This is a genomic window from Tardiphaga sp. 839_C3_N1_4 (assembly GCF_051811045.1).
In the GTDB taxonomy this organism is placed as follows: domain Bacteria; phylum Pseudomonadota; class Alphaproteobacteria; order Rhizobiales; family Xanthobacteraceae; genus Tardiphaga.
On sequence record NZ_JBPWQD010000001.1, the window covers coordinates 1,707,166 to 1,729,602 of the forward strand.

The 22,437-nt window shown below is 62.5% G+C and carries 23 protein-coding genes; 17 read left to right on the plus strand and 6 right to left on the minus strand.

What is annotated here, in order from left to right; genetic code table 11:
- The first annotated feature begins 337 nt into the window (after nt 1-337).
- The 14 genes from AB8A38_RS08540 to AB8A38_RS08605 all read left to right on the plus strand — a co-directional run bounded on the left by AB8A38_RS08540 (nt 338) and on the right by AB8A38_RS08605 (nt 12,646).
- Complete coding sequence (locus AB8A38_RS08540) at nt 338-703, plus strand: hypothetical protein (RefSeq protein WP_068734292.1); 366 nt, start codon at nt 338-340, stop codon at nt 701-703.
- A 59-nt stretch (nt 704-762) separates the two neighbouring features.
- Complete coding sequence (locus AB8A38_RS08545) at nt 763-1,170, plus strand: DUF4332 domain-containing protein (protein ID WP_089267001.1); 408 nt, start codon at nt 763-765, stop codon at nt 1,168-1,170.
- A gap of 306 nt (nt 1,171-1,476) precedes the next feature.
- A complete protein-coding gene (gene folP, locus AB8A38_RS08550) occupies nt 1,477-2,322 on the plus strand; it encodes a dihydropteroate synthase (protein ID WP_439085687.1) in 846 nt (281 codons plus the stop codon).
- Entirely contained in the window at nt 2,319-2,684 is a 366-nt protein-coding gene (folB, locus tag AB8A38_RS08555) for a dihydroneopterin aldolase (protein WP_439085688.1), read from the plus strand. The genes folP and folB overlap by 4 nt, the downstream gene beginning before the upstream one ends.
- A 3-nt stretch (nt 2,685-2,687) precedes the next feature.
- Nucleotides 2,688-3,179 carry a 2-amino-4-hydroxy-6-hydroxymethyldihydropteridine diphosphokinase gene (gene folK / locus AB8A38_RS08560; RefSeq protein WP_439085689.1) on the plus strand — a complete coding sequence of 164 codons (492 nt, stop codon included), beginning with the start codon at nt 2,688-2,690 and terminating at the stop codon, nt 3,177-3,179.
- Nucleotides 3,180-3,527: 348 nt separating this feature from the next.
- Entirely contained in the window at nt 3,528-5,393 is a 1,866-nt protein-coding gene (locus AB8A38_RS08565) for a methylmalonyl-CoA mutase family protein (RefSeq protein ID WP_439085690.1), read from the plus strand.
- 3 nt (nt 5,394-5,396) lie between these two features.
- Entirely contained in the window at nt 5,397-5,864 is a 468-nt protein-coding gene (locus AB8A38_RS08570) for a GFA family protein (RefSeq protein WP_439085691.1), read from the plus strand.
- Between the two features lie 18 nt (nt 5,865-5,882).
- Nucleotides 5,883-6,293: a hypothetical protein gene (locus AB8A38_RS08575; protein WP_439085692.1), complete on the plus strand. Its 411-nt coding sequence runs from the start codon at nt 5,883-5,885 to the stop codon at nt 6,291-6,293.
- Nucleotides 6,290-8,443 (plus strand): methylmalonyl-CoA mutase, encoded by a 2,154-nt coding sequence (gene scpA / locus AB8A38_RS08580; RefSeq protein ID WP_439085693.1) that lies wholly within the window; start codon nt 6,290-6,292, stop codon nt 8,441-8,443. The genes AB8A38_RS08575 and scpA overlap by 4 nt, the downstream gene beginning before the upstream one ends.
- A 2-nt stretch (nt 8,444-8,445) precedes the next feature.
- Nucleotides 8,446-9,228 carry a DUF3298 domain-containing protein gene (locus AB8A38_RS08585; protein ID WP_439085694.1) on the plus strand — a complete coding sequence of 261 codons (783 nt, stop codon included), beginning with the start codon at nt 8,446-8,448 and terminating at the stop codon, nt 9,226-9,228.
- The gene (meaB, locus tag AB8A38_RS08590) at nt 9,225-10,211 is read left to right on the plus strand and encodes a methylmalonyl Co-A mutase-associated GTPase MeaB (RefSeq protein ID WP_439085695.1); all 987 of its coding nucleotides are present in this window, start codon (nt 9,225-9,227) and stop codon (nt 10,209-10,211) included. Before AB8A38_RS08585 ends, meaB begins: the two co-directional genes overlap by 4 nt.
- A gap of 1 nt (nt 10,212) precedes the next feature.
- Nucleotides 10,213-10,869 (plus strand): pyroglutamyl-peptidase I family protein, encoded by a 657-nt coding sequence (locus AB8A38_RS08595; protein WP_439085696.1) that lies wholly within the window; start codon nt 10,213-10,215, stop codon nt 10,867-10,869.
- Nucleotides 10,870-11,021: 152 nt separating this feature from the next.
- Complete coding sequence (locus AB8A38_RS08600) at nt 11,022-12,275, plus strand: multidrug effflux MFS transporter (RefSeq protein WP_439085697.1); 1,254 nt, start codon at nt 11,022-11,024, stop codon at nt 12,273-12,275.
- 113 nt (nt 12,276-12,388) lie between these two features.
- Nucleotides 12,389-12,646, plus strand: a complete 258-nt coding sequence (locus AB8A38_RS08605) for a hypothetical protein (protein ID WP_120291172.1) — start codon at nt 12,389-12,391, stop codon at nt 12,644-12,646.
- Between the two features lie 106 nt (nt 12,647-12,752).
- Here AB8A38_RS08605 and AB8A38_RS08610 read toward each other — a convergent pair whose 3' ends face one another.
- Together AB8A38_RS08610 and AB8A38_RS08615 are read right to left on the minus strand one after the other, a co-directional pair.
- Nucleotides 12,753-13,142 carry an MAPEG family protein gene (locus tag AB8A38_RS08610; protein ID WP_439085698.1) on the minus strand — a complete coding sequence of 130 codons (390 nt, stop codon included), beginning with the start codon at nt 13,140-13,142 and terminating at the stop codon, nt 12,753-12,755.
- Nucleotides 13,143-13,242: 100 nt separating this feature from the next.
- Entirely contained in the window at nt 13,243-13,632 is a 390-nt protein-coding gene (locus tag AB8A38_RS08615; protein WP_439085699.1) for a DoxX family protein, read from the minus strand.
- A gap of 150 nt (nt 13,633-13,782) precedes the next feature.
- Between AB8A38_RS08615 and AB8A38_RS08620 the strand changes: the two genes are divergently transcribed.
- Both AB8A38_RS08620 and AB8A38_RS08625 read left to right on the plus strand, forming a co-directional pair.
- Nucleotides 13,783-14,163 (plus strand): winged helix-turn-helix transcriptional regulator, encoded by a 381-nt coding sequence (locus AB8A38_RS08620; protein ID WP_439085700.1) that lies wholly within the window; start codon nt 13,783-13,785, stop codon nt 14,161-14,163.
- A gap of 1,060 nt (nt 14,164-15,223) precedes the next feature.
- Nucleotides 15,224-16,594, plus strand: a complete 1,371-nt coding sequence (locus AB8A38_RS08625; protein WP_439085701.1) for a TIGR03808 family TAT-translocated repetitive protein — start codon at nt 15,224-15,226, stop codon at nt 16,592-16,594.
- On the opposite strand, the gene AB8A38_RS08630 is transcribed toward AB8A38_RS08625, so the two are convergent.
- The 4 genes from AB8A38_RS08630 to AB8A38_RS08645 all read right to left on the minus strand — a co-directional run bounded on the left by AB8A38_RS08630 (nt 16,591) and on the right by AB8A38_RS08645 (nt 20,676).
- Nucleotides 16,591-17,139, minus strand: coding sequence for a TIGR03809 family protein (locus tag AB8A38_RS08630; protein ID WP_439085702.1), 549 nt, complete (start codon nt 17,137-17,139; stop codon nt 16,591-16,593). The genes AB8A38_RS08625 and AB8A38_RS08630 overlap by 4 nt on opposite strands.
- 407 nt (nt 17,140-17,546) lie before the next feature.
- Nucleotides 17,547-19,295, minus strand: a complete 1,749-nt coding sequence (locus tag AB8A38_RS08635; RefSeq protein WP_439085703.1) for a S8 family serine peptidase — start codon at nt 19,293-19,295, stop codon at nt 17,547-17,549.
- Nucleotides 19,296-19,375: 80 nt separating this feature from the next.
- Nucleotides 19,376-20,110, minus strand: coding sequence for a hypothetical protein (locus tag AB8A38_RS08640; protein WP_439085704.1), 735 nt, complete (start codon nt 20,108-20,110; stop codon nt 19,376-19,378).
- On the minus strand, nt 20,107-20,676 hold the full coding sequence (locus AB8A38_RS08645) for a sigma-70 family RNA polymerase sigma factor (RefSeq protein WP_089266985.1): 570 nt from the start codon (nt 20,674-20,676) through the stop codon (nt 20,107-20,109). Before AB8A38_RS08645 ends, AB8A38_RS08640 begins: the two co-directional genes overlap by 4 nt.
- Nucleotides 20,677-21,225: 549 nt before the next feature.
- On the opposite strand from AB8A38_RS08645, the gene AB8A38_RS08650 reads away from it, so the two are divergent.
- Nucleotides 21,226-22,374, plus strand: a complete 1,149-nt coding sequence (locus AB8A38_RS08650; RefSeq protein ID WP_439085705.1) for a GGDEF domain-containing protein — start codon at nt 21,226-21,228, stop codon at nt 22,372-22,374.
- Nucleotides 22,375-22,437 lie beyond the last annotated feature (63 nt).

Genomic DNA, 22,437 nt, shown 5'->3' on the forward strand with positions numbered 1-22,437 from the left:
AGATTTCAAAAAAATTTGCGGCTCACCATGATCTTACCGCATCTTGGCGAGCGATTGAAACGCAAAGCGTTCCCGCCACACCTGAAACCCGTCCGTTGTTTCTACTGACGAAACGCAAGCCATATTTTTTTGCTGTTTCCAAAGTACGGCGCTGTCGCATCTGCGAACAATTGACCAAAATTTCACGTTTGCTCTTGCATTGGTGCAACACTCGATACGCGATCACACTGAATCGCACGTCGGGCGAGTTGGCGCGCTTGTAATTCGAATCGCAGCGGCTCAAGATCACTTTTCAACATAAGGGCATCGGCACTCAACCGGTGTGAGGCGGGGCATCATGGACGAATTAATCAAAGCGCTGACCGCAAAGGTCGGCATCGATGAAGCCGTGGCTGAAAAGGCTGTCGGCATTATCTTGGGGTTCCTGCGCAAGGAAGCACCGGCCGCGCCGGTCAATGCGCTCATCGAAAAAATTCCGGGTGCGGATGCAGCCATCGCATCGTCAGAGGGCGGCGGTGGATTGAGCAGCCTGATGGGCGGCGGCATCATGGCCCTGGGCAGCAAGCTGATGGGTCTTGGCCTCGGCATGGGCGAGATCCAGAGCGTCGCGCGCGAACTGTTCAAGTTCGGCCGCGAGAAGATCGGCGCCGATGCCATGGACGAGATCGTTGCCGGCACACCTGGCCTGAGCCAGTTCTCCTGACCGTCTGTTACGTCAGCAGCCGCGCGTAAGCGTCAAGCATCTTCATACGTCTGAGTACCATGACATATCCCATCTCCAAGATTGACGGTTTGACGGCCTTCGCCGCGACCAAACTTAAAAAAGCAGGCATCCGCACCATGGAAGGGCTGCTGGACGCCGCTCACTCTGCCAAATGCCGCAAGGAACTCGCCGCCAAGACCGGGTTCAGCGAACAGCAACTGCTCGAATGGGCGAACCTCGCCGACTACCTGCGCATCCCCGGCATGGGCAAGGCCAAAGCCGAACTGCTCCGCGCCTCCGGCGTCAACACGGTACGCGAATTGACCCACCGCAACCCGTCCCGCCTCGCTCAGGCGATGCGCGAGGCCAATGACAAGCGTAAGCTGGTCCGGGTGATGCCCTCGGAGAAGTCGGTCGGCGACCTGATCGAGAAGGCCCGCCAGCTGCCACTGAAAATTTCGTACTGAGGCAACCCATTCTGTCAGCGAAGGCGCGACAGCGCTCCCTCTCCCCGCGCTTTGCGGGGAGAGGGGTGGGGTGAGGGGCGAGGCACACGACCAACCTCTGCTAAAGATCTCTCGGATCGATAAGGCGTTAATTCAAACCGACCCGCGGGTGCGGCCTCTGTTCTTTCTATCGCGCATGGCCCCTCACCCGCCGCGAAGACGCGGCGACCTCTCCCCGCCTAGCGAAGCTTCGCTTCGCAAAGGGGCGGGGAGAGGTTAGGCATCCCCCACCTTGACTCCCTCCCCCCGACCGCGCAAAGCGACCTCATGATCGCGCGTCCGACAACGTCTGCTCCGACGGTCCACCCGGTGCTGGCCGCGCTGCTGGCATCGCCGGTGCCTGCCGTGATGGGCATCCTGAACGTCACCCCGGATTCCTTCTCCGATGGCGGCCAGTTCGATGCCCCGGAGCGCGCGCTGGCGCAGGCGCGGCAGATGATCGCCGAGGGCGCCGACATCATCGACATCGGCGCCGAGTCCACGCGGCCCTATGGGTCCCGGCCTGTCACGGCAGATGAAGAATGGGCGCGGCTCTTGCCGGTGCTGGCCGACGTCGTCGCGCTCGGCACGCCGGTATCGATCGACAGTATGAAGGCGTCCGTCGTCGCCAAAGCGCTCGCCGCCGGCGTCGCCATCGCCAACGACATCTGGGGCCTGCAGCGCGATCCCGACATGGCGCGCGTCATCGCCGAGCACAACGCGCCTGTGGTCGTCATGCATAACCGCGACGACGTCGATGGCAGCATCGATATCGTCGCCGACATGAAAGACTTTTTTGCGCGCTCGCTGGAGATCGCCGCCAGGGCCGGCATCCCCGCGGGCCACATCGTGCTCGACCCCGGCATCGGCTTCGGCAAGACACCTGAGCAGAGCATGATTGCGCTGGCGCGGTTCGACGAGCTGACCAGTTTCGGCCTGCCGGTGCTGATCGCCGCCTCGCGCAAGAAATTCATATCGACCGTCGTGCCGTCGGAGCCGCAGCGGCGCATCGGCGGATCGCTCGCCGCGCATCTGCTCGCGGTGCGGCACGGCGCGAAAATCGTCCGCGCCCATGACGTCGCGGAAACCGTTCAGGCCCTGCGCGTCACCGCAGCCATCGAGGACTTAAGATGACCGACATGATCTTCATCAAGGGCGTATCCGTGCATGCCCATCACGGCGTGCTCGATTACGAAGGCGTCGTCGGGCAGCGCTTCGTCATCGATCTCGAACTCAATGCCGATATCGACCTTGCCTCGCGCACCGACCGCCTTGCCGATACCGTATCCTATGCCAATGTCGTCGCCACCGCGATTGCCGCGTTCAAGGATACCAATTACAAGCTGCTGGAGCGCGCCGCCGGTGCGGTGGCCGATGCGGTGCTCGCGGATTTCCCGCGCATCAGTTCCGTCAAGGTCACCGTGCACAAGCCGCACGCGCCGATCGCCGCGATCTTCGACGATGTCGGCGTAGTGCTGCGCAGGTCGCGGGCGTAACCGATGGCCAGCGTCCTCATCGCACTCGGCGGCAATGTCGGCGATGTCCGCATGACCTTCCGCAAGGCGATCGGCAATATCTGCGGCATGACGCAGGCCGCGCTGATCGAACGCTCGGCAGACTACAGCACGCCGCCGGTGGGCGATGTGCCGCAGGACCACTTCGTCAATGCGGCCATCGAGATCGAGACCGAACTCGATCCGCACGCGCTGTTGTTCACGCTGCACAGGATCGAACACAAATTCGGCCGCAACCGCGTTGCCGAGGGCCACTGGGGTCCGCGTCCGCTCGATCTCGACATGATCGCTTATGACGACGTCGTCATCGCCAAGCCGGAACTACACCTGCCGCATCCCCGCGCCACCACCCGCGCCTTCGTCCTGGTGCCGCTGGCCGAGATCGCCCCGGACCGGGTGATATCAGGCAAGACCGTAAGCGAGCATCTCAAGGCCCTCTCAACCGACGGCATCGAGCGGCTGCCGGATCTGGATTGAGCGCCGGCCCTCTAACCTCTTCCTCGCATCCCGTGCACAGCGAAGCTTCGCTAGGCGGGGAGAGGTCGCCGCGCCTTCGCGGCGGGTGAGGGGCAGCGCGCCGCCCTATCGTCACGACGTCATTCGCGGATCCCACCGTGCGATCCGCTCCGACCAGATTGGTTTAGCTCTGTGCCCCGCCCCTCACCCGTCGTCGCTGCGCGACGCCACCCTCTCCCCGCATTGCGGGGAGAGGGAAGAACGCCCCAATTCCGCGCAGGGCCATGCCCGAACAGGCATTGGCAACCCCTTCTCGGCATGGCATTTTCCGGCTCAACAACGAAGCAATACCGGGAGTGAAGTTCCTAAATGTCGACTCCGACTGACGACCTGCGGCTGGCCGCCGATTTTGCGCCTGCGACCTATGACGACTGGCGCAAGCTCGTCGATGGCGTGCTGAAAGGCGCGCCGTTCGAGAAGCTGATCAGCAAGACCTATGACGGCGTCAAGATCCAGCCGATCTATCCGCGCGCCCGGGATGCGGCGCCGATCGCCGGCCGCCCGCCCGCGGCCCCATGGCAGATCATGCAGCGGATCGACCACCCGGATGCCGCGAAATCGAACAAGCAGGCCCTGCACGATCTGGAAAACGGCGCCACTGGTCTCACGCTGGTGTTCGAAGGTGCCAATGGCGCGCGGGGTTTCGGCCTCGTCGCCTCGCCTGAAACCATCGAGACACTGTTCGACGGCATCTATCTCGATGCCGGGATCGGCATCGAACTCCATGCCGGTCCGCAGTCCCGCATGGCCGTGACGCATCTGGCCGACTACATCAAGACGAAGGGCATCGATCCCGCCACATGCGATATCCGCTTTGGTCTCGATCCCATCGGCGCCACCGCGGTGTGGGGCACCAGCGCCTATAACTGGTGGGAGATGGCGCCCGCCGTCACCGACACCATCAAGAAGCTCGCCGCGCAAGGCTTCAAGGGCCCGTTCGCCGTTGCCGACGGCCGCATCATCCACGATGCCGGCGGCTCCGAAGTGCAGGAACTGTCCTACGTCCTCGCAGTCATGGTGTCCTATCTGCGCGCGATGGAAGACCATAACATCCCGCTTGAGACGGCCCGCAGCATGGTCTATGCGCGTCTCGCGGCTGATGCCGATCAGTTTCTCACCATGGCGAAATTCCGCGCGCTGCGCCTGCTCTGGGCGCGCATCGAGGAAAGCTGCGGCCTGACACCGAAGCCGCTCTTCATCGCCGCCGACACCGCATGGCGCATGCTCACGCAGCGCGATCCCTATGTGAACATGTTGCGCGCGACCATGGCGACCTTCGCCGCCGGCCTCGGCGGCGCCAATTCCATCTGCGTGCTGCCGCATACGCTGGCGCTCGGCCTGCCCGACGGTTTCGCGCGCCGTGCTGCGCGCAACACCCAACTGGTGCTGCTGGAAGAGTCCAATCTCGCCAAGGTCACTGATCCCGCCGCCGGCGCCGGTGGCATCGAGGCGCTGACGCGCGAACTGTGCGACGCCGCATGGGCACAGTTCCAGGACATCGAAAAAGCCGGCGGCGCCTTCCCGGCGCTTGGCAACAATCTGATCCAGCCGAAAATCGCCGCCACCCGCGCTGCGCGTCAGGCCAGCGTCGCCAAGCGCCGCGAAGTGCTCACCGGCGCCAGCGAATTCCCGAACCTGCATGAGTCCCGCGCCACCGTGCTGAAGGTCAAGCCGATCCCCGGCAAGCCCTATGGCAAGGACAAGATCAAGTTCAACCCGCTCGAACCGATCCGGCTGGCCTCGCCCTTCGAGGCGCTGCGCGACAAATCGGATCATCTGCTGGCGCGCAAGGGTGCCCGTCCGAAGGTCTTCCTGGCCAATCTCGGCACGCCCGCCGATTTCACGGCCCGCGCGACCTTCGCCAAGAGCTTTTTCGAGACCGGCGGCATCGAAGCCCTCGACAGCGACGGTTTCTCCGATCCGGCCGAACTCGCCAAGGCCTGGAAGGCCTCAGGCGCCGCACTGGTATGTATCTGCTCGTCCGACAAGCTCTATGCCGGCCAGGCCGCACCCTCAGCAAAAGCGCTTCAGGCCGCCGGCGCGAAGCATATCTATCTGGCAGGCCGCCCCGGCGACCTCGAGGCGCCCTTGCGCGACGCAGGCGTTAGGGATTTTATCATTGCCGGCGGCGATGCGCTGGCGATGCTGGTGCAGGCCTGGAGCCTGATGGAGTAAGCCATGACGGCAACGGCGAGCAAACCCGCGCTGACCGGCGGCTGCCAATGCGGCGCGATCCGCTTTGCGCTGTCGGCTGCGCCGACCCGGGTCAGCATCTGCCATTGCCGCATGTGCCAGAAGGCCACCGGCGCGCCATTCGCCTCGCTTGCCGATATCCCGAACGAGAATTTTGCGTGGACCCGCGGCAAGCCAGCGGCGTTCAAGTCATCGTCAATTGCGGAGCGCGACTTCTGCGCCAAATGCGGCACGCCGCTGAGCTACCGCGCCATTGGCGGCACCAAGATCGAGATCATGACCGGCGCCTTCGACCGGCCGGACCGCGTGGTGCCAACTCAACAGTTCGGAAGCGAGTCCCGTTTGGGCTGGGTCGGCAACGTGTCGAACCTGCCGAGCAAGACGACCATGCAGAATTTCGGACCGGAGAAATGCGCCAGCGTGTTCAGCTATCAGCACCCGGATCATGATTGAGATGATGGGAACTGACTCATGTCTCACCAAAACGAGCTGGATAAACTCGAAGCGGAGCGAGCCCGCTTGCAGTCGATGATCGACTATCACAATCCGACAGTCGATTATCGCAATCCGTCGACTTCCACGACGACCCCGTCGTGGGTCGTCGGGTTGTGTGCCGGAATGCTCTTACTCCTCGGGTGGATTTTCGTGTCCGGAGTGATAGCAGGTGAATACAGTTTGTTGAACGTTGTCGCGCTGACCATCGTCCTGGCGCTCATGGCGTTGACCGGAATGCGCAAGATAACCGTCTTCGGCATTCCGATTACAGTATTCGAACTCATCTTTCTCGTCCCCGGCGGACAAACGGCCGGTGAACCCCAAATACGCCAACGCCTCGCTGACTGCGAAACAAGAATCAAGAAATTGAAGGAACGCCGCTCGTGAGCAAGATTCCAAACTTCGCCGAGATCGATTTCGCCACCCGCGCTGCCGGCGCGCCATCGCAGGGCGAGCCGTGGCTGACGCCCGAAGGCATCCTGGTGAAGCCGGGTTACGGCGAGGCCGACGTGAAGGGCATCGATTTCCTCGACACCTATCCGGGCATCGCGCCGTTCCTGCGCGGCCCCTACCCGACCATGTATGTCAACCAGCCCTGGACGATCCGGCAATATGCCGGGTTTTCCACCGCGGAGGATTCCAACGCCTTCTATCGCCGCAATCTCGCCGCCGGCCAGAAGGGCCTCTCGGTCGCCTTCGATCTCGCCACCCATCGCGGCTATGACAGCGATCATCCGCGCGTGTCCGGCGATGTCGGCATGGCCGGCGTGGCGATCGACTCGATCTATGACATGCGCACGCTGTTCGCCGGCATTCCGCTCGACCAGATGAGCGTGTCGATGACCATGAACGGCGCGGTGCTGCCTATCCTCGCGCTCTATGTCGCCGCCGCCGAAGAACAGGGCGTGCCGCCGGAGAAGCTCACAGGCACCATTCAGAATGACATTCTGAAAGAGTTCATGGTGCGCAACACCTATATCTACCCGCCGACGCCCTCAATGCGGATCATCTCGGACATCTTCGCCTACACCTCGCAAAAGATGCCCAAGTACAATTCGATTTCGATCTCCGGCTATCACATGCAGGAAGCCGGCGCGACGCAGGATCTCGAACTCGCTTACACGCTCGCCGACGGTGTCGAATATCTCCGTGCTGGCCTCGCCGCCGGTATCGATGTCGACCGCTTCGCACCGCGCCTGTCGTTCTTCTGGGCAATCGGCATGAACTTCTTCATGGAAGTCGCCAAGATGCGCGCCGCGCGGCTGCTCTGGGCCAAGCTGCTGACGCAGTTCAATCCGAAGGATCCGAAGTCGCTGTCGCTGCGCACCCATTGCCAGACCTCCGGCTGGTCGCTGACCGCGCAGGACGTCTACAACAACGTGATGCGCACCACCATCGAGGCGATGGCGGCGACGCAGGGCCACACCCAGTCGCTGCACACCAATGCGCTCGACGAGGCGCTGGCGCTGCCGACCGATTTCTCGGCCCGGATCGCCCGCAACACGCAACTATTCTTGCAGCAGGAAACCGGCACCAACCGCATCATCGATCCGTGGGGCGGTTCCTATTACGTCGAGCGCCTGACGCATGATCTCGCGACCAAGGCCTGGGCGCATATCCAGGAAGTGGAAGAACTCGGCGGCATGGCCAAGGCCATCGAGGCCGGCGTCCCCAAGCTGCGCATCGAGGAAGCCTCGGCCAAGACCCAGGCCCGCATCGATGCCGGCCGTCAGGCGGTGATCGGCGTCAACAAGTTCAAACCCGAGAATGAAGAAGCGCTCGACGTGCTCAAGGTGGAAAACTCCACCGTGCGCCGGCTGCAGATCGACAAATTGAAGAGGCTTCGTGGCGAGCGCAGCCAGACCGATGTCGATGCCGCGCTGGCGGCGCTGACGCGCTCGGCCAAGGACGGCAACGGCAACCTGCTGGCGCTGGCCATCGACGCCGCCCGCGCCAAGGCCACCGTCGGCGAAATTTCCGACGCGATGGAGAAGGTGTTCGGCCGCCACCGCGCCGAGATCAAATCCATCACCGGTGTCTACAAGCGCGAGGCGTCCACCATGAACGACAAGGTCCAGAAGGTTCAGGCGCTGATCGATGCCTTCGAGGACGCCGAGGGCCGCCGCCCGCGTATCCTCGTCGCGAAAATCGGCCAGGACGGCCATGACCGCGGCCAGAAGGTGATCGCTTCGGCCTTTGCCGATGTCGGTTTCGACGTCGATATCGGGCCGCTGTTCGCCACCGCCGACGAAGCCGCGCGGCAGGCCGTCGAAAATGACGTCCACATCCTCGGCCTCTCCTCCCTCGCCGCTGCTCATCTCACCGCAGTGCCGGAGCTGAAGGCCGCGCTCAAGAAACAGGGCCGCGAGGACATCATGATCATCATCGGCGGCGTCGTCCCCCCGCAGGATTACGACGAACTCTACAAGGCTGGCGCCGAGGCGATTTTCCCGCCGGGCACAGTGATCTCCGAGGCCGCCGAGGAGCTGATCCACAAGCTGAATGCGCGGCTGGGGCATAGCGAGGCGGCGGAGTAAGGGTGTTGAAGACATTTGCGCTGGTCGCCCTCACCTCTCTGTTCTTCGGTGGGGCAACCCTCGCCGCCGAGCCGACACCCGACATCCAGCTCAAGGCCAAATACACCGAGGTTGCCGTCTTCTTCGATGCCGCGATCAAGTCCGATGCGCCGCTGCTGAAATATCTTACCTCCGCCAGCAATGGCTGGGCTGCGAAGACGCTCAAGGAACTGGCCGAGCAGCGCAAGGACATGCGGGATCTGCCTGCGGACATCCGCAACCGGCCCTGGGAATCGGAGCGCAGCTATACGCAGAGCTCGCTCGTCTCCGGCCGCTATGTCAGCATCATCCGCGCGGACTACAACTACACCGGCGGTGCACATCCCAATCGGGCCAATGACACGCTGCTGTGGGACAGGCAGGGCGGCAAGATGATCAGCATCCGCCCGTTCTTCAACGAACTTGCCGATGGTGGGCCGGCGATGACGGCGATCCGCGATGCAGTCGTCGCCGATCTCAAAGTCGAGAAGAAAAAGCGCGACAACGACAATCCCGACATGAGCCTCGTCGATGCGCTGGAGCCGAAGCTGCTCAAGATCGGGCCGGTATCGCTGGCGCCATCGACATCGGCCGGCAAGAGCTCCGGCCTCAGCTTCCATTACGGCCCCTATGCGGTCGGCTCCTATGCCGAAGGCGATTACGACGCCTTCGTGCCATGGGAGAAATTGAAGCCCTATCTGTCGGCGGAAGGTAGCACGATCTTCGCCGGCGAGCGGCCGAAGGACGACGACAAGGGGCCGCAGTGACGACAGCGCCCCTCGACATCGACGCCCTCGCCAAAGGCCTCCGCGCCGGCAGCCGCGCCGCGCTGGCGCGGGCGATCACGCTGGTCGAGAGCCGCCGCGCCGATCATCAGGCCGCCGCGCGCGAACTCGTGCAGGCGCTGCTGCCCGACACCGGCCGTGCGTTTCGCGTGGGGATCACCGGCTCGCCGGGCGTCGGCAAATCGACCACCATCGATGTGCTCGGCATGTATCTGATCGAGCGTGGCCACAAGGTCGCGGTGCTGGCCGTCGACCCCTCCTCGGCACGCACCGGCGGTTCGATCCTCGGCGACAAGACGCGGATGAACGATCTCTCCGCCCATCCGAACGCCTTCATCCGCCCCTCGCCGTCCTCCGGCACGCTCGGCGGCGTCGCGGCGAAAACGCGCGAGGCCATGTTACTGTGTGAAGCCGCCGGCTTCGACGTGGTGCTGGTGGAAACCGTCGGCATTGGCCAGTCGGAAACCGCGGTCTGCGACATGACCGATTTCTTTCTTGCGCTGATGCTGCCCGGCGGTGGCGATGAGTTGCAGGGGATCAAGAAAGGCCTGATCGAACTCGCTGACATGATCGCCATCAACAAGGCCGATGGCGACAACCTGAAGCGCGCCAATATCACCGCTGGGGATTATCGCGGCGCGCTCCATATCCTCGCGCCGCGCTCGGAGCACTGGCATCCGCCGGTCGTGACCTATTCGGCATTGACCAAGACGGGTATCGCCGAGCTCTGGGACAAGGTCGTCGCGCATCGCACGGCGATGAACGCGTCCGGCGATTTCGCCGCCCGCCGCCGCGAGCAGCAGGTAAAATGGATGTGGACCATGCTGGAGGATCGTTTGAAGGCGCGGCTGCGCAGCGATCCCGGCATTCGCAGCAAGGTCAAACAAGTCGAACGCGACGTCGCCGACGGCATGATGACGCCTGCCGTCGCGGCGGAGGCGATCGTCACGCTGTTGAAGGATTGAGATGAGCAGCGCCCCGCGCATCCTCATCACCGGCTTCGGCCCGTTCCCCGGCGCGCCGTTCAATCCGACACAGGCGCTGGTGCGAAAACTCGCAACGCTGCGCCGTCCTGCTTTCGCCGACGTCACCCGCATCGCGCATATTTTCGACGTCACCTATGCCACCGTCGACCGCGAATTGCCCGAGCTGATCGCGCGCCATCGTCCGGATGCTCTGCTGATGTTCGGCCTCGCCGCGCGCACGCCCTATATCCGGATTGAGACGCGGGCGCGCAACGCGGTGTCGATGCTGTGGCCCGATGCCGGCCACACAACGGTGCGCCGCGCCAGCATCGTACCTGGCGCCGGTGCGCAGATGTTCGGCCCGCACACGGCGCGCCTGTTCCGGGCGGCCCTCGCCAGCGGCGCCGACGTGCGCCCCTCACGCGATGCCGGCCGCTACCTCTGCAATTACCTGTCCTGGCGCGGCATCGAGGCTACCCGCGCGCCGAACGGGCCACGCCTCGCGGCCTTCGTCCATGTGCCACTGCTGGCACAAGACACTGCGTCGCGTCGCATGACCTCCGACGAGCTTACCGATACCGGCGAAGCGATCCTGCTGGAGATGATCCGCCTGACCCGGGTCAAACTGCGTGAGCCAGCCCGGAATTCCGGGGTTTGAGACCGCCGAGACGACGCCCCCGACTATTCTCTGAACATTAATTCATAAATTGGGGAAATTCCGCCGGTTTCCGCGACGCAGCCATGCCGAAAGTCAACTTGTGCATCGCAGCATGAAGACCCTAATGGCGAGAAGCTCTCAAGGACAGTTTTGTGACCGACATCAACGCCGACGCGCCCCTGGCGGTGTCATCGACCCATAGCCCAATGAAATTTGGCGAATTCGTCGTCGTGATCGCTTCGATCATGGCGCTGAATCCGCTTGCCATGGACATCATGCTGCCGGCGCTGCCGCATATCGGTGCAGCCTTCAAGGTTCCTGATGCCAACCACCTTCAGACCGTCCTCTCGGTCTTCCTGCTCGGCTTCGGCGTGGCCCAATTCGCCATCGGCCCGCTGTCGGACCGCTACGGCCGGCGTCCCATCCTGCTCGGCGGAATGGCCGTCTATTGCGCTGCGAGCGTGCTCGCGCTGTTCGCACCGTCGTTCGAAATCCTGCTGCTTGCCCGCCTGCTGCAGGGCGTCGGCACCGCGGCGACGCGCGTGATCGCGGTGTCGATCGTCCGGGACTGCTATGCCGGCCGCCGCATGGCCAGCGTCATGTCACTGGCCATCATGGTTTTCATTTCCGTGCCGGTCATCGCCCCGTCTCTCGGCCAAGCCCTGATGGTTCTCACGGAATGGCGCGGCATCTTTGTCGTGCTGATGCTATACGGCCTGCTGACGCTGGCCTGGAGTGCCTGGCGCATGCCGGAGACACTGCCGGTCGCCAAACGCCGCTCGCTCGCCATTCGTGATGTGCTCTATGCCTATCGGCAAACCGTCAGCCATCGGCAGACGCTCGGTTACGGCCTCGCTGCCGGCATCCTGCAGGGCGCACTGTTCGCTTTCGTGTTTACGTCGCAGCAGGTGTTCACCGAGATTTTCCATCTCGGGCCATATTTCCCGCTTGCCTTTGCTTCCATCGCTTTCGGCGTCGCTGCGGCCAGCTTCTTCAACTCGCGCGTCGTCCATCGCCTTGGCATGCGGGCACTCTCCCACGGCGCCCTGCTCGGTTTCGTCACTGCTGGCGCGGCGATGTTATTGGCCGTGGCGATGGGCTTCATGCCGCTATGGTTGTTCATCGCGCTGTCGATGCTGATGATGTTTGCCTTCGGCCTGATGTTCTCGAATTTCACCGCACTGGCGATGGAGCCGCAGGGCCACATCGCCGGCACGGCCTCCTCGCTCTACGGGACGCTGACCACGCTGCTGGGTATCGCCATCGGCACGGTTATCGGCCAGCACTATGACGGCACTCTACTGCCGCTCGCGACCGGCCTTTTTCTTTGCACCCTCACTGCATTCGCGGTGATCCTCGTGGTGGAAAAGGGCCGCCTGTTCAAGCCTCACAAGATGGTGAGCTGAACGCTCTCGCGACGCAGCCGAATGGCCGTCGCGCAATTTTGAAATGTCTGGGAATACGTCGGGGCGAACCCGGCGCCGCCATGAACGTTATCAATTTTTACCGGAGCAATCCGATGCCCTACGCACTCTTCTGTGACGACGCGAAACTGAGTAAATCCTATCCGACCGAAGCCGACGTGTGGAAACTTGCCGCCGAGAGCGGCCTTGTCACCGATGTCGAAGCCAAGAATTCGAAGCCGACACCGCGCCGCGTGCTCGACAACGACTACGAGATCCGTCCCTGCCAGGCAGAGCCCGGCGAATGCCCGGAAAAGAACGAGCGCGACGCCCAGGCCGAGAAGGACTTCCAGCTCGCGCTGACGGGACGATAACAGCACGACCTCGCGCAGGCCCGCGCGAATGTCATTCCGGTCATGTAGCAATAGACTCTTCGGCGTGACGCAGGGATGGTGACGGTGCTCCGTTCAGCTTCTGCATTCACCAGGGGATAGCGCCCATGACGAGGCGTCCAGCCGCGGCAACCAGAGCCACGTAAGTAAAGAGCATCCCGAAGCCGCGCACTGGCGCGGATGCCCGAAACATGCCGATCGCATGCAGCAGCCGCCCAAATGCAAGCGTTGCTCCGGTGGCGACGACCAGCCAGACCGGGGCGGCATGAGCCTCGACGAGGCCCAGCGAGATAACCCCGAGAGGCACGTACTCGATAAAATTCCCTTGGGCACGGATGCGTCGGCGCAGCGTTTCATCTGCGCTGTCGCCTATCATCTCCCCGACCTTTGCGCGGCGAAGGGAAACTGGCAGTGACAGAGCGACAAGGGACACGGCGAAAGCCGCCACAAAGATGGACGTGACAGGAAGCTCTGTCATGGCTGGCGCACGCTGTCGATGATCGCGCCGCCATCGGCGGTGATGCTGTTCATGTTCATCTCCTTCGATGATTGTTGTCGTCTTGGTTGTCGTCTGCGCGTCAGAACATCGCCGCCAGCACATAGGGCGACGGGATGTCGCGAGCCGCGTTCTGCGTGACAAACGAGGTGACGAGCAATGCGAGGCCGATCACGGCGGGCAACGCGGCGCCGGGTTTCCGGACGGCGACATGCGCCAGGCCGGCCAACAGCAGATGATAGAACATGCCCGCATAAGCGAGATCGCTGAGCGCCACGTTAGCGTGCAACAGGATTGCTGCCGGGCCCAGGATCTTCACGATGATCATGAGTGGCACGAGATAAGCCGGGTATCCGAGGTCGGCCAGAGCCTGCCGAACCCAATTCCCTTTCGTGAGGTACATGAAGGCGGAGGTCAGATACAGCAGGGCCAATAGCGCCGTGCTGATCCAGTAAGTGTAGATCGTGGCCATGTGGTTGTCATGATTGCTGGCGGGACAGCAACATCCTTTCGACGTGTTGATTTGCCTTGCAGGCGCCTTTGCGCAGCGCCCTTGCGACATGCATCGAAAATGTCGAACAAGATTGATTTTCACAAGTAGGATGAATAACTTGATGCAAGTATGGAAAAGCAGACTATGGCCAATAAAGAGAAAAACATGCACGAAGAGATGCGGCGCGCCTTCGCGCTGCTCTCAGGCAAGTGGAAGCTTGAAATCATGTGGCTGCTCAATCAGCGGGTCTACCGCTTCGGAGAGCTGCGAAAGGCGATCCCCGGCATCACCCAGCACATGCTCACGGCACAACTCCGCGAGCTCGAATCCGACGGTCTGATATCACGCACGGTGTTCGCAGAAGTGCCGCTCCGGGTCGAATACGAGATTACGCAGAAAGCGCGCGGACTCGGCCCCACGATGGAAGCGCTGACGGCCTGGTGGAACAAATATGGAAAGACCGTCCCGGCGAAGCCGAGCGCCCGTGGCCGCAAGCCTAGGGGCGGCTGAATCCTGCGACACGGTCTGTCGGGGGCGCAGGGAATCCCGTCCCACACTCGTCATTCCGGGGCGCGCGAAGCGGCGCAGCCGCGTAGTGCGAACCCGGAATCTCGAAGTGTTTTGCTGAACATGTTGGGATTCCGGGTTCGCGTCCGGCTCGCGCCGCCCGCGCCCCGGAATGACAAGCTTGGGGCGGCAAGACAGCACCCAAACATATTTTCCTATTTACCGTTGACAACATCCCTATAAGGTTTATATTCCCCTTCGTCCTGCCCCACCGAGAGGGGCGATCGCGATCGTCACGTTCGCGGGGTGGGATGCGGTGGACGCCGGAGATGCGGCGTTACGCGGTTTGGGGGTGACGTCTGTCTTCGGGCAGGACGGATCTGCGCCAGCACTGCCACTGGCAAGAAGACGGCTGGCCTTGAGATCGAAAGACCTCTGGACAGTGTGACGGACGACCAAATCGAAACGCGTTCGGCCCAGTCGCTTGAGGCTCCCTTCCCATCGCCTTGGGACTTTAATTCGGTGATCGGATCGTTCGCTGAGGCAAAGTGCAAGCAACCGAAAAAAACACCGCAGGCGGAACGTCGGGCACTTGCTCGGCGCCTCCGAAAGTCCTGATGCATTACCCCCTTGCGGAAGACCGCATTCGCATCAGGCCTAAGGGTGCAACGGGCACCCGGCGTTCCGCACGCCCTCTCGCAAGGGGGCGGGAATGCAAGAGACGACGGCGCCCCCGCGCCGCAAATAATTGGGGTGATGGCGCATGTCTGAAGAGCAGTGGCTGTTTGACAGTTAAATCCGTGAAGACGTGACGCGCTATGGGCGCCACACACGCCGTCATGCGCGGGCTTGTCCCGCGTATCCACGTCTTGGCGACAAAGGAAGACGTGGATGGCCGGAACAAGTCCGGCCATGACGACCGAAAACGTAGCGCGAGGCCGTCGGCAGGTGAGCGCCTCATTAACCCTACCCTGCACATTCATCGCGGCCGCTCTCGCCTGGCAACGTCACACGCATCATCTTGCGTTACGCCATCAGCGGACATCCACCGGGACCTTGAACCATGGACCTGCATCGCCGCCATCTGCTGACTGCGTCCGGCGCGGGTCTCGCTGCCGGCGCATTTGCCGTATCGAGCGATGCGGCGCGGGCCGCACCGCTGACGTCGACGCTCGGGCGCGACGCCACGCAATATGGCGTGCGCGCCAATAGCCAGGACGACCAGACCCGCGCATTGCAACGCGCCATCGACGAGGCGGCACGTGCGCAGGCACCGCTCGCATTGCCGCCCGGCAACTATCGCACCGGCATGCTCAGGCTCGCGCGGGGCTCGCAGATCATCGGCATGCGCGGTGCAACGACCCTCACCTTCAGCGGCGGCGCGTCACTGCTATCAGGCGAAGGCGCGGACTATGTCAGCCTCAGCGGCCTCACGCTGGACGGCAACTTCGCCAAACTGCCGCCGCGGCGCGGGCTGCTGCACATGGTGCAGGCGCGCGAACTCCGCATCACCGATTGCACCGTCACCAATAGCGGCGGCGCGGGCATCTGGCTGGACAACGCGGCGGGCGCGATCACCGGCAATACACTTACCAACATCGCCACCACCGCGATCGTCTCCTTCGATGCGCAGGGATTGATCGTCGCGCAAAACACCATTTCCGGCACCAGCAGCAACGGCATCGAGATACTGCGCACCGCCATCGGCGATGACGGCACGCAAGTGATCGACAATCGTATCGAGGACATCAAGGCCGGTCCCGGCGGTTCCGGTCAGTATGGCAACGCCATCAACGCATTTCGTGCGGGCAATGTCATTGTGTCCGGCAATCGCATCCGCAACTGCGACTACTCGGCCGTGCGCGGCAATTCCGCATCGAACATCCACATCACCGGCAACAGCGTGTCGAGCGTGCGCGAAGTCGCGCTCTATTCGGAATTCGCCTTCGAGGCTGCGGTGATCGCCAACAACACTGTCGATGGCGCAGCGCTCGGTGTCTCCGTCTGCAACTTCAACGAGGGCGGCCGCATCGCTGTCGTGCAGGGCAATATCATCCGCAACCTGCTCCCGAAACGGCCGATCGGCACAGCTCCCGATGACGATGCCGGCATCGGCATCTATATCGAGGCGGATGCCAGCGTGACGGGCAATGTCGTCGAGAACGCGCCGTCATTCGGCATGATCGCGGGCTGGGGCAAGTATCTGCGCGATGTCGCGATCACCGGCAACGTCGTGCGCAACAGCTTCATCGGCATCGGTGTATCGGTCGCGCCGGGCGCTGGCACCGCGCTTGTGAGCAACAACATGATTTCAGGCGCGCCACGCGGCGCCGTGGTCGGCCTCGACCATGCAAAGCCGGTGACCCCTGACCTCACGGCGGATGGCGCACAGCGCTATCAGCAGGTTGCGGTGTCCGGCAATACGGTGCGCTAAAGCGCTGTCCGCAGCATCGGATAGCGCGCGCTGATCACCAGAGGATCGAGCGCCTTCTGCCAATCCAGATCTGCCGGCGTCACCGTCGCCTGCCGAGGCGGCGCCCGCTGCAACAGGGTTTCGATCGGGATCAGGACGGGCGTAGCCGCTTCAGCCACCGGCTCGATGTCGGGCTGCAGTGGCGCAACCGCAGGCGCTGCTATCGCAGGAGCTGCAATGGCGGGAAGCGCGACGGCAAGAGCTGCGACGGCAGCAGGCCGAGGCTCAGCGGCGCGCGGCGCCCGGTAGATCACCCCTTCCGAAGACAGAACGCGCCTCACGGCAGCTGTCTCGCCCTCGACCATCAGCCGCCAGCGTTCAACCGCTTCCTTGGCTTCCTGAATGTTGTCGAGAAACTCGGCTTCGCTGTGAAAACGGCGCCACCGCCCGCTCTCGAACAGTTCCGTCAAGTAATCCAGCCGGCTCTCGGCAAGAGCACACCAGCGCTGGGCCAGAGGCCGACCGATGCCGGCATGCGGGTAAGGAAAATTCAGGTGAGATGACATGGAAATGTCCGCAAGAGAAAAAACGGACGCAAAGCAACAAACGAATCACTCACCAATACTTGGAGAGTTTCTGTGGAAAAGTTTCCCCGGTCCAGCGCGATGTGGTCAAACCTGAATAATTGCGTTGGAAACACGTGAAAAAGCCCCGTCAAACCTTGAGTATTGCAGTCAAGCCTTGCTTGAGCCTTGCTCGACGCCAAGCCATGCACCGGCAATCTATGACCTGAAGGTTAAAATTTTTGGTTAACAAAAACGAAAGACCCGCCCGGGGGGACAACCGGGCGGGTCAAACTATACCGGCGCGAATGTTTGGGCGCATGCGCCGGATACGGCCTCGTTGGGGAGGGAATGCCGCTCCCACATCCATATGTCCGGTCCACCCGGCCAAACGTTCAACGATCAGGCGATTATTTTTGGACGTCTGACGCCATCGACGGCGACGACGCCTCGACCGCACGTGTCGTCGGCGCAGGCGCGGTGACGACAACAGGCGTCACAGGCGCAGGCGCTGTCGCCACGGGTTGCTGAGCGCCCTGCACTGCCGATACCGCACCATAGGCATCCGCTGCGCCGGCACCGAACAGGTCGTCACGGCCGGGCGCACCAAGATCACGCGCGGTTGTCATCAGGATGCTGCGGATCTCGTTCGGCCGCAGTTGCGAATTGCGCTCGATCATCAATGCGGCGAGCCCACTGATGTAAGCCGCCGAGAACGAAGTGCCGGACGTCATCTGGTACTTGTTGTCCGGCGCGGGCAGGAAAATATCGACGCCCGGCGCAGCTACCGCGATATGACTGCCACGGTTCGACGCAGTGAACAGCCTGTCATACGCATCGGTGGCGCTGACAGCGATCACGTTGGGGTTTGCAGCGGGATAGAGCGGCGGCGATTTCGGCCCGGCATTGCCCGAGGCCGCGACCATCACGATGCCCTTGCTGGCTGACGCCGCAATACCGCGTTCGATCAGCGGATCCTGCGGGCCGGCAAAGCTCATATTGATGACCTGGGCGCTATTCAATGCCGCGTGATTGATACCCTTGAGGATCACGAAAGACGAACTCTCGGCACCGCCCTGCGAAACGCCAAAGGCGCGAATGGCAAGAATGCGCGCGCGCGGCGCACTGCCCATCAGCCGCGCATGCGATACGATCGCCCCCGCAATGCCAGTTCCGTGGACATGCGCCCCTTCCTTGCTGCCAAGCGCATCGAACGAACCCGCGATGGCATCAGCGAGTTCGGGATGCGCGACGTCGATACCGGAGTCGATGACAGCGACCGTGACATTGGCACCGGCGGACAGCTTGTGCGCCTCGGGCAGACGAAGCTTCGCCAGCGCATATTGCGCAGGATCGCCCTCACCCGGTGCCGGCGTTGTCACCTGGTCCTGCAGCACATAGCGGAAATTGGGTTGCACAGCGCGCACGTCGGCTTCGGCGCGCATCTGGGACTCGACAGTCTCGACCGAACGGTTGTCGGAGATCCGGAACAGGCTGATATTGGCGCCGATCAGCGGAAAATCCTGCGACGACAGACGCTCCAGGCGCAGACGGCGCGCCAGCGCATCTGTCTGGTCGGGCGTCAGCGCGCTGTCGAGTTCGGCAATGATCTGCCGTGGGACATAACGCGTGTTCAGGGCCGCCTGCGGGCCGTTGCTGCGCGGTCCACCACCAGCGTTCTGACTGCGCGGCGTCGGGCCGCCGCCGAGATCAGCAACGAATGGTTTCTCGTTGCATTCGCCGGATGCCGCGCGATTGGCATAGGCGCAACTCGGATAGGTGTTCGGCGAATAACGCACATAGGGAATGGTCGGCAGCACGCCCACGATCTTCGGCGGCGGCGTACGCCCTGGCCGCGAGGATATGGGCGGTGTCCGGCTGGCTATCGTCCCGACCGCCGCCCCGCGCGGGCCGACGCTGGTGATACCGACGCGACCGGCAATGGGTCCGCGGCTCGCGATATTCGGGCCACGGCCAGCGATGCGGCCTGCGCCGGCAGCGATGTTCGGATTGATGCGCGGCGTTGTGCTGGGAGCGATCGTGGGAACGCGCGATCCGATATTGAGGCTCGGCGAGCGCATCATGCTCTGCGCGCCTGCGACCGAAAGGCCAATCGGCCATGCGACGGCGAGCGAAAGCACAGCGGCCGTGCATTTCATCATTGGTCCGGAGGCACCACGATCATGTCTCATGGAACAGGCCTCGCACGCATAATGCGGATCGGATCAACCGACGGCGCCTACTGCGCCTGAACCGCCATGCTGACGATCTTCTCGTTCTCCAGCCGGCGGATCAGCCCGGCGATCTGGTCCTTGGTCATCACCCGATTGCCGAACTGCAGCCGGAACAACCCGTCCTTGCCGCTATCGACAATCGTGCCCTGATAGCCATCGAGCAGCGCTGTGATATCAGACACCCGCGCAGTCGGCGCAAAACGGACGAACAGGCGCGTCGGGGCTTCTACAGAAACCGGTGCCGGCGCGAGCGACCGGGTGACAGTGGTCGGTGCACTCGCTGGCGACGGCGCAGCTTCATAGGACGCGGTCTGGAATGTGCGTGTGTCGCGCTGCATCAGCACGGTGCCAATGACACCCGCCTGCAGCATGATCGCGAGCGCGCCAACGGCGGCCGAAGCCGCCAGCGTCCGCGGCGAAAGCGATGCGAAAAATCCGGAAATCCGCGCCGACAGACCGACCGATGTCGATCCACTGCGTACCGGCTCGGCGTCAATCGCAGCAAACAGCTTCTGCATCGCCCGTGAGGACGGCGCACCGAGGCTCTCATTGAGGCCAATGGTCTCCGCATATTCTTCCTGGATCACGGCATATTGCTTCGCCAGTTCCGGATCCTTGGCCAGTGCATCATCGACGCGGCGAGCATCACGCGCGTTGAGCGTGCCCGCGGCGTGCCAAGGCAGCAATGCCTCGATCTCGCCTGGCTCCTGGGTCGGCACTTTGTTGCTCATCGCCATCATGGCCAGCCTCGTTCAATGCCGGCTGCCTTGAGCAGATCGGCTAATTTCTTGCGCGCATAAAACAGGCGCGTCTTGACGGTGTTCTCGGGAATTCCAACGATCTCGGCCACCTCTTCCACGGACTTCTCGTGGTAATAGACGAGATCGACGATTTCCCGATGCTCGGGCGAAAGAGATGTCAGGCACTTCCGCAACGCGTCACTGGTATCCTTTTTCTGAACCGACACTTCGGGATTATCGGACGTATCCTCGATCGCGTTGGCCGTCTCGTCGTCCAGTTCGGCGTCCTTGCGCTTGCGCAGCGCGGACAGCGCCTTGAACCTCGTAATCGCCAGGAGCCAAGTCGAGACCGCCGAACGGCCTTCGAATTTGCCTGCCTGCCGCCACACATCCAAGAACACCTCGCTGATAAGATCCTCAGCAATCTGTTCGTTCCGCACCAGCCGAAGGCCGAAGCGAAACACCCGGACATGGTGCCTGCCATAAAGCACCTGCATGGCAAGACGGTCGCCTTGCGCAATCCGGGCGATCAGAATCTCATCCGATGCCGCCTGTGTTGCACTCACTGCCCGTCTCGCAATGTTGGTCTGAATGAGGATGTAAGAGGTTCGATTGACAAGATAAAATCTTCTCGAAAGGGCAGGAATATACCGGTCGCGGCTGTTATAACCGCACCGAACGGGCTTTTACCGCCCTTTTCTTGGGCGGAACGGGTAACAGGTAGCATAATGCTGGGGCATTTCCGACCCGAACGCCAGCGATTCACACGGCAACCTTACCAAGTCGTGGCTTCCGGAACAGCCTTGAGACGGCGGAACCTGCATTTTGCAGCCATATCCCGAAACCCTCGTCAATGAATACCGTAACTTATCCTTGCGGCTTGTCCGCCACATCAAGTCAACTCGCCCGCCCGTCATCGGTCCGGGCATTTTTACTTAAACAACAAAGCTATTCTTGAAACCTTCTGGCAGTCCCGCTGGACGCGACCTGTCAACATTTGTCGCCGAGGGCAGCTAATGAGTAGCCGGTTACCAGATTTGGCTCACGGCAATAGATACCAAACCTAAAGGCTTTGAGCACTAGAGTTCCATCAGCAAACCCCATCGATGGGCTCAATGACCGCAGCCGCTTCATCAGTCTTGAATCCAGTCAACGGCGACTTCGAAGCCGTCGATGGAGAGTTGCGGTCTGATATGCTGGCACGTCGCCTGAAGCGGCGGCGCCAAATGCTCGCATTGGCGGCCGCCAGTCATGCCGTCAACGTCGTGCTGCTTTTCGTCTTCCTTGCAGCAGGCACCATCGATGGCACGATCGTCGCGGCCTATGCCGGCTGCGCTTTTGCCTCTGTCCTGATCTTCCTCGCGATCTCCGAAAGCGGCCTGACGGATGACTGGCGCGATCACTTCTTCGCAGCGCCCTACACGGCTGTCACTTACGCACTTCTGCTCGCCTTCGTTTACACAGCGCCCAATGTCGCCGTCGTGTTTCTCTGCGCATTGTTTCTTGTGGCCAATGTCATCGCCTTGCGTACCTCGCCCCGTGAAGGTGTCGGCGCGTGGAGCGTCATGACCGGCGGCCTCGCACTGCTGTATTTCTTCGTCGATCTGCCCTTGACGTTGCCCTCCGGCAATTCCCTTGAGCGCTTCGGCACCTTGCTGACATTCTCGATGACCATCGCCCGCAGCATGTTCATTGACATTTTCTCCAGCTCGCTACGCGATGCGCTGTTTCGGCGCCGCGTTGAGCTCGAAGCCGCCTACAAGCGCATCGAAGAGCTCGCAGAGCTCGACGAACTGACGGGATCGTTCAATCGCCGCTGCATCATGCGACTGCTCGACGACGAAATCATCCGCGCACAACGCAGCAATACGCCCTGCACGGCCGCGCTGATCGACCTCGACTGGTTCAAGCGGATTAACGACAATTTCGGGCATCCGACCGGTGACGAAGTGCTGCGCACCTTCGCCATCACCATTTTCGCCAATATCCGCAGCATCGATAAATTCGGCCGCTATGGCGGCGAGGAATTCCTGCTGGTGCTGCCGGACACGCCGCATGACAAGGCCGTGCAAATGCTCGACCGTTTGCGGGGGATTGTCGAAGCCCTGGATTGGAGCGCATTTTCCGACGGCTTGATCGTGACGATTTCGGGCGGCGTTGCGACTTTGGGTCCGAACGACACGCCAGACACCTTACTCGCACGTGCTGACAGCGCACTCTATGCCGCCAAGGAGCGCGGACGAAATCGAATTGCAAGCGCTTGAACGAATTTCACGACCCCTGGCCGCAACATATTAGCGGCAGGACACGATTAGAATTACGGGATT

What these genes read in the sequence shown, in the direction of transcription:
- AB8A38_RS08540 (WP_068734292.1), top strand. Translation starts at nt 338, where the DNA reads ATGGACGAATTAATCAAAGCGCTGACCGCAAAGGTCGGCATCGATGAA.
- AB8A38_RS08545 (WP_089267001.1), top strand. Translation starts at nt 763, where the DNA reads ATGACATATCCCATCTCCAAGATTGACGGTTTGACGGCCTTCGCCGCG.
- folP (WP_439085687.1), top strand. Translation starts at nt 1,477, where the DNA reads ATGATCGCGCGTCCGACAACGTCTGCTCCGACGGTCCACCCGGTGCTG.
- folB (WP_439085688.1), top strand. Translation starts at nt 2,319, where the DNA reads ATGACCGACATGATCTTCATCAAGGGCGTATCCGTGCATGCCCATCAC.
- folK (WP_439085689.1), top strand. Translation starts at nt 2,688, where the DNA reads ATGGCCAGCGTCCTCATCGCACTCGGCGGCAATGTCGGCGATGTCCGC.
- AB8A38_RS08565 (WP_439085690.1), top strand. Translation starts at nt 3,528, where the DNA reads ATGTCGACTCCGACTGACGACCTGCGGCTGGCCGCCGATTTTGCGCCT.
- AB8A38_RS08570 (WP_439085691.1), top strand. Translation starts at nt 5,397, where the DNA reads ATGACGGCAACGGCGAGCAAACCCGCGCTGACCGGCGGCTGCCAATGC.
- AB8A38_RS08575 (WP_439085692.1), top strand. Translation starts at nt 5,883, where the DNA reads ATGTCTCACCAAAACGAGCTGGATAAACTCGAAGCGGAGCGAGCCCGC.
- AB8A38_RS08595 (WP_439085696.1), top strand. Translation starts at nt 10,213, where the DNA reads ATGAGCAGCGCCCCGCGCATCCTCATCACCGGCTTCGGCCCGTTCCCC.
- AB8A38_RS08605 (WP_120291172.1), top strand. Translation starts at nt 12,389, where the DNA reads ATGCCCTACGCACTCTTCTGTGACGACGCGAAACTGAGTAAATCCTAT.
- AB8A38_RS08610 (WP_439085698.1), bottom strand. Translation starts at nt 13,142, where the DNA reads ATGACAGAGCTTCCTGTCACGTCCATCTTTGTGGCGGCTTTCGCCGTG.
- AB8A38_RS08615 (WP_439085699.1), bottom strand. Translation starts at nt 13,632, where the DNA reads ATGGCCACGATCTACACTTACTGGATCAGCACGGCGCTATTGGCCCTG.
- AB8A38_RS08620 (WP_439085700.1), top strand. Translation starts at nt 13,783, where the DNA reads ATGGAAAAGCAGACTATGGCCAATAAAGAGAAAAACATGCACGAAGAG.
- AB8A38_RS08625 (WP_439085701.1), top strand. Translation starts at nt 15,224, where the DNA reads ATGGACCTGCATCGCCGCCATCTGCTGACTGCGTCCGGCGCGGGTCTC.
- AB8A38_RS08630 (WP_439085702.1), bottom strand. Translation starts at nt 17,139, where the DNA reads ATGTCATCTCACCTGAATTTTCCTTACCCGCATGCCGGCATCGGTCGG.
- AB8A38_RS08635 (WP_439085703.1), bottom strand. Translation starts at nt 19,295, where the DNA reads ATGAAATGCACGGCCGCTGTGCTTTCGCTCGCCGTCGCATGGCCGATT.
- AB8A38_RS08640 (WP_439085704.1), bottom strand. Translation starts at nt 20,110, where the DNA reads ATGATGGCGATGAGCAACAAAGTGCCGACCCAGGAGCCAGGCGAGATC.
- AB8A38_RS08650 (WP_439085705.1), top strand. Translation starts at nt 21,226, where the DNA reads ATGACCGCAGCCGCTTCATCAGTCTTGAATCCAGTCAACGGCGACTTC.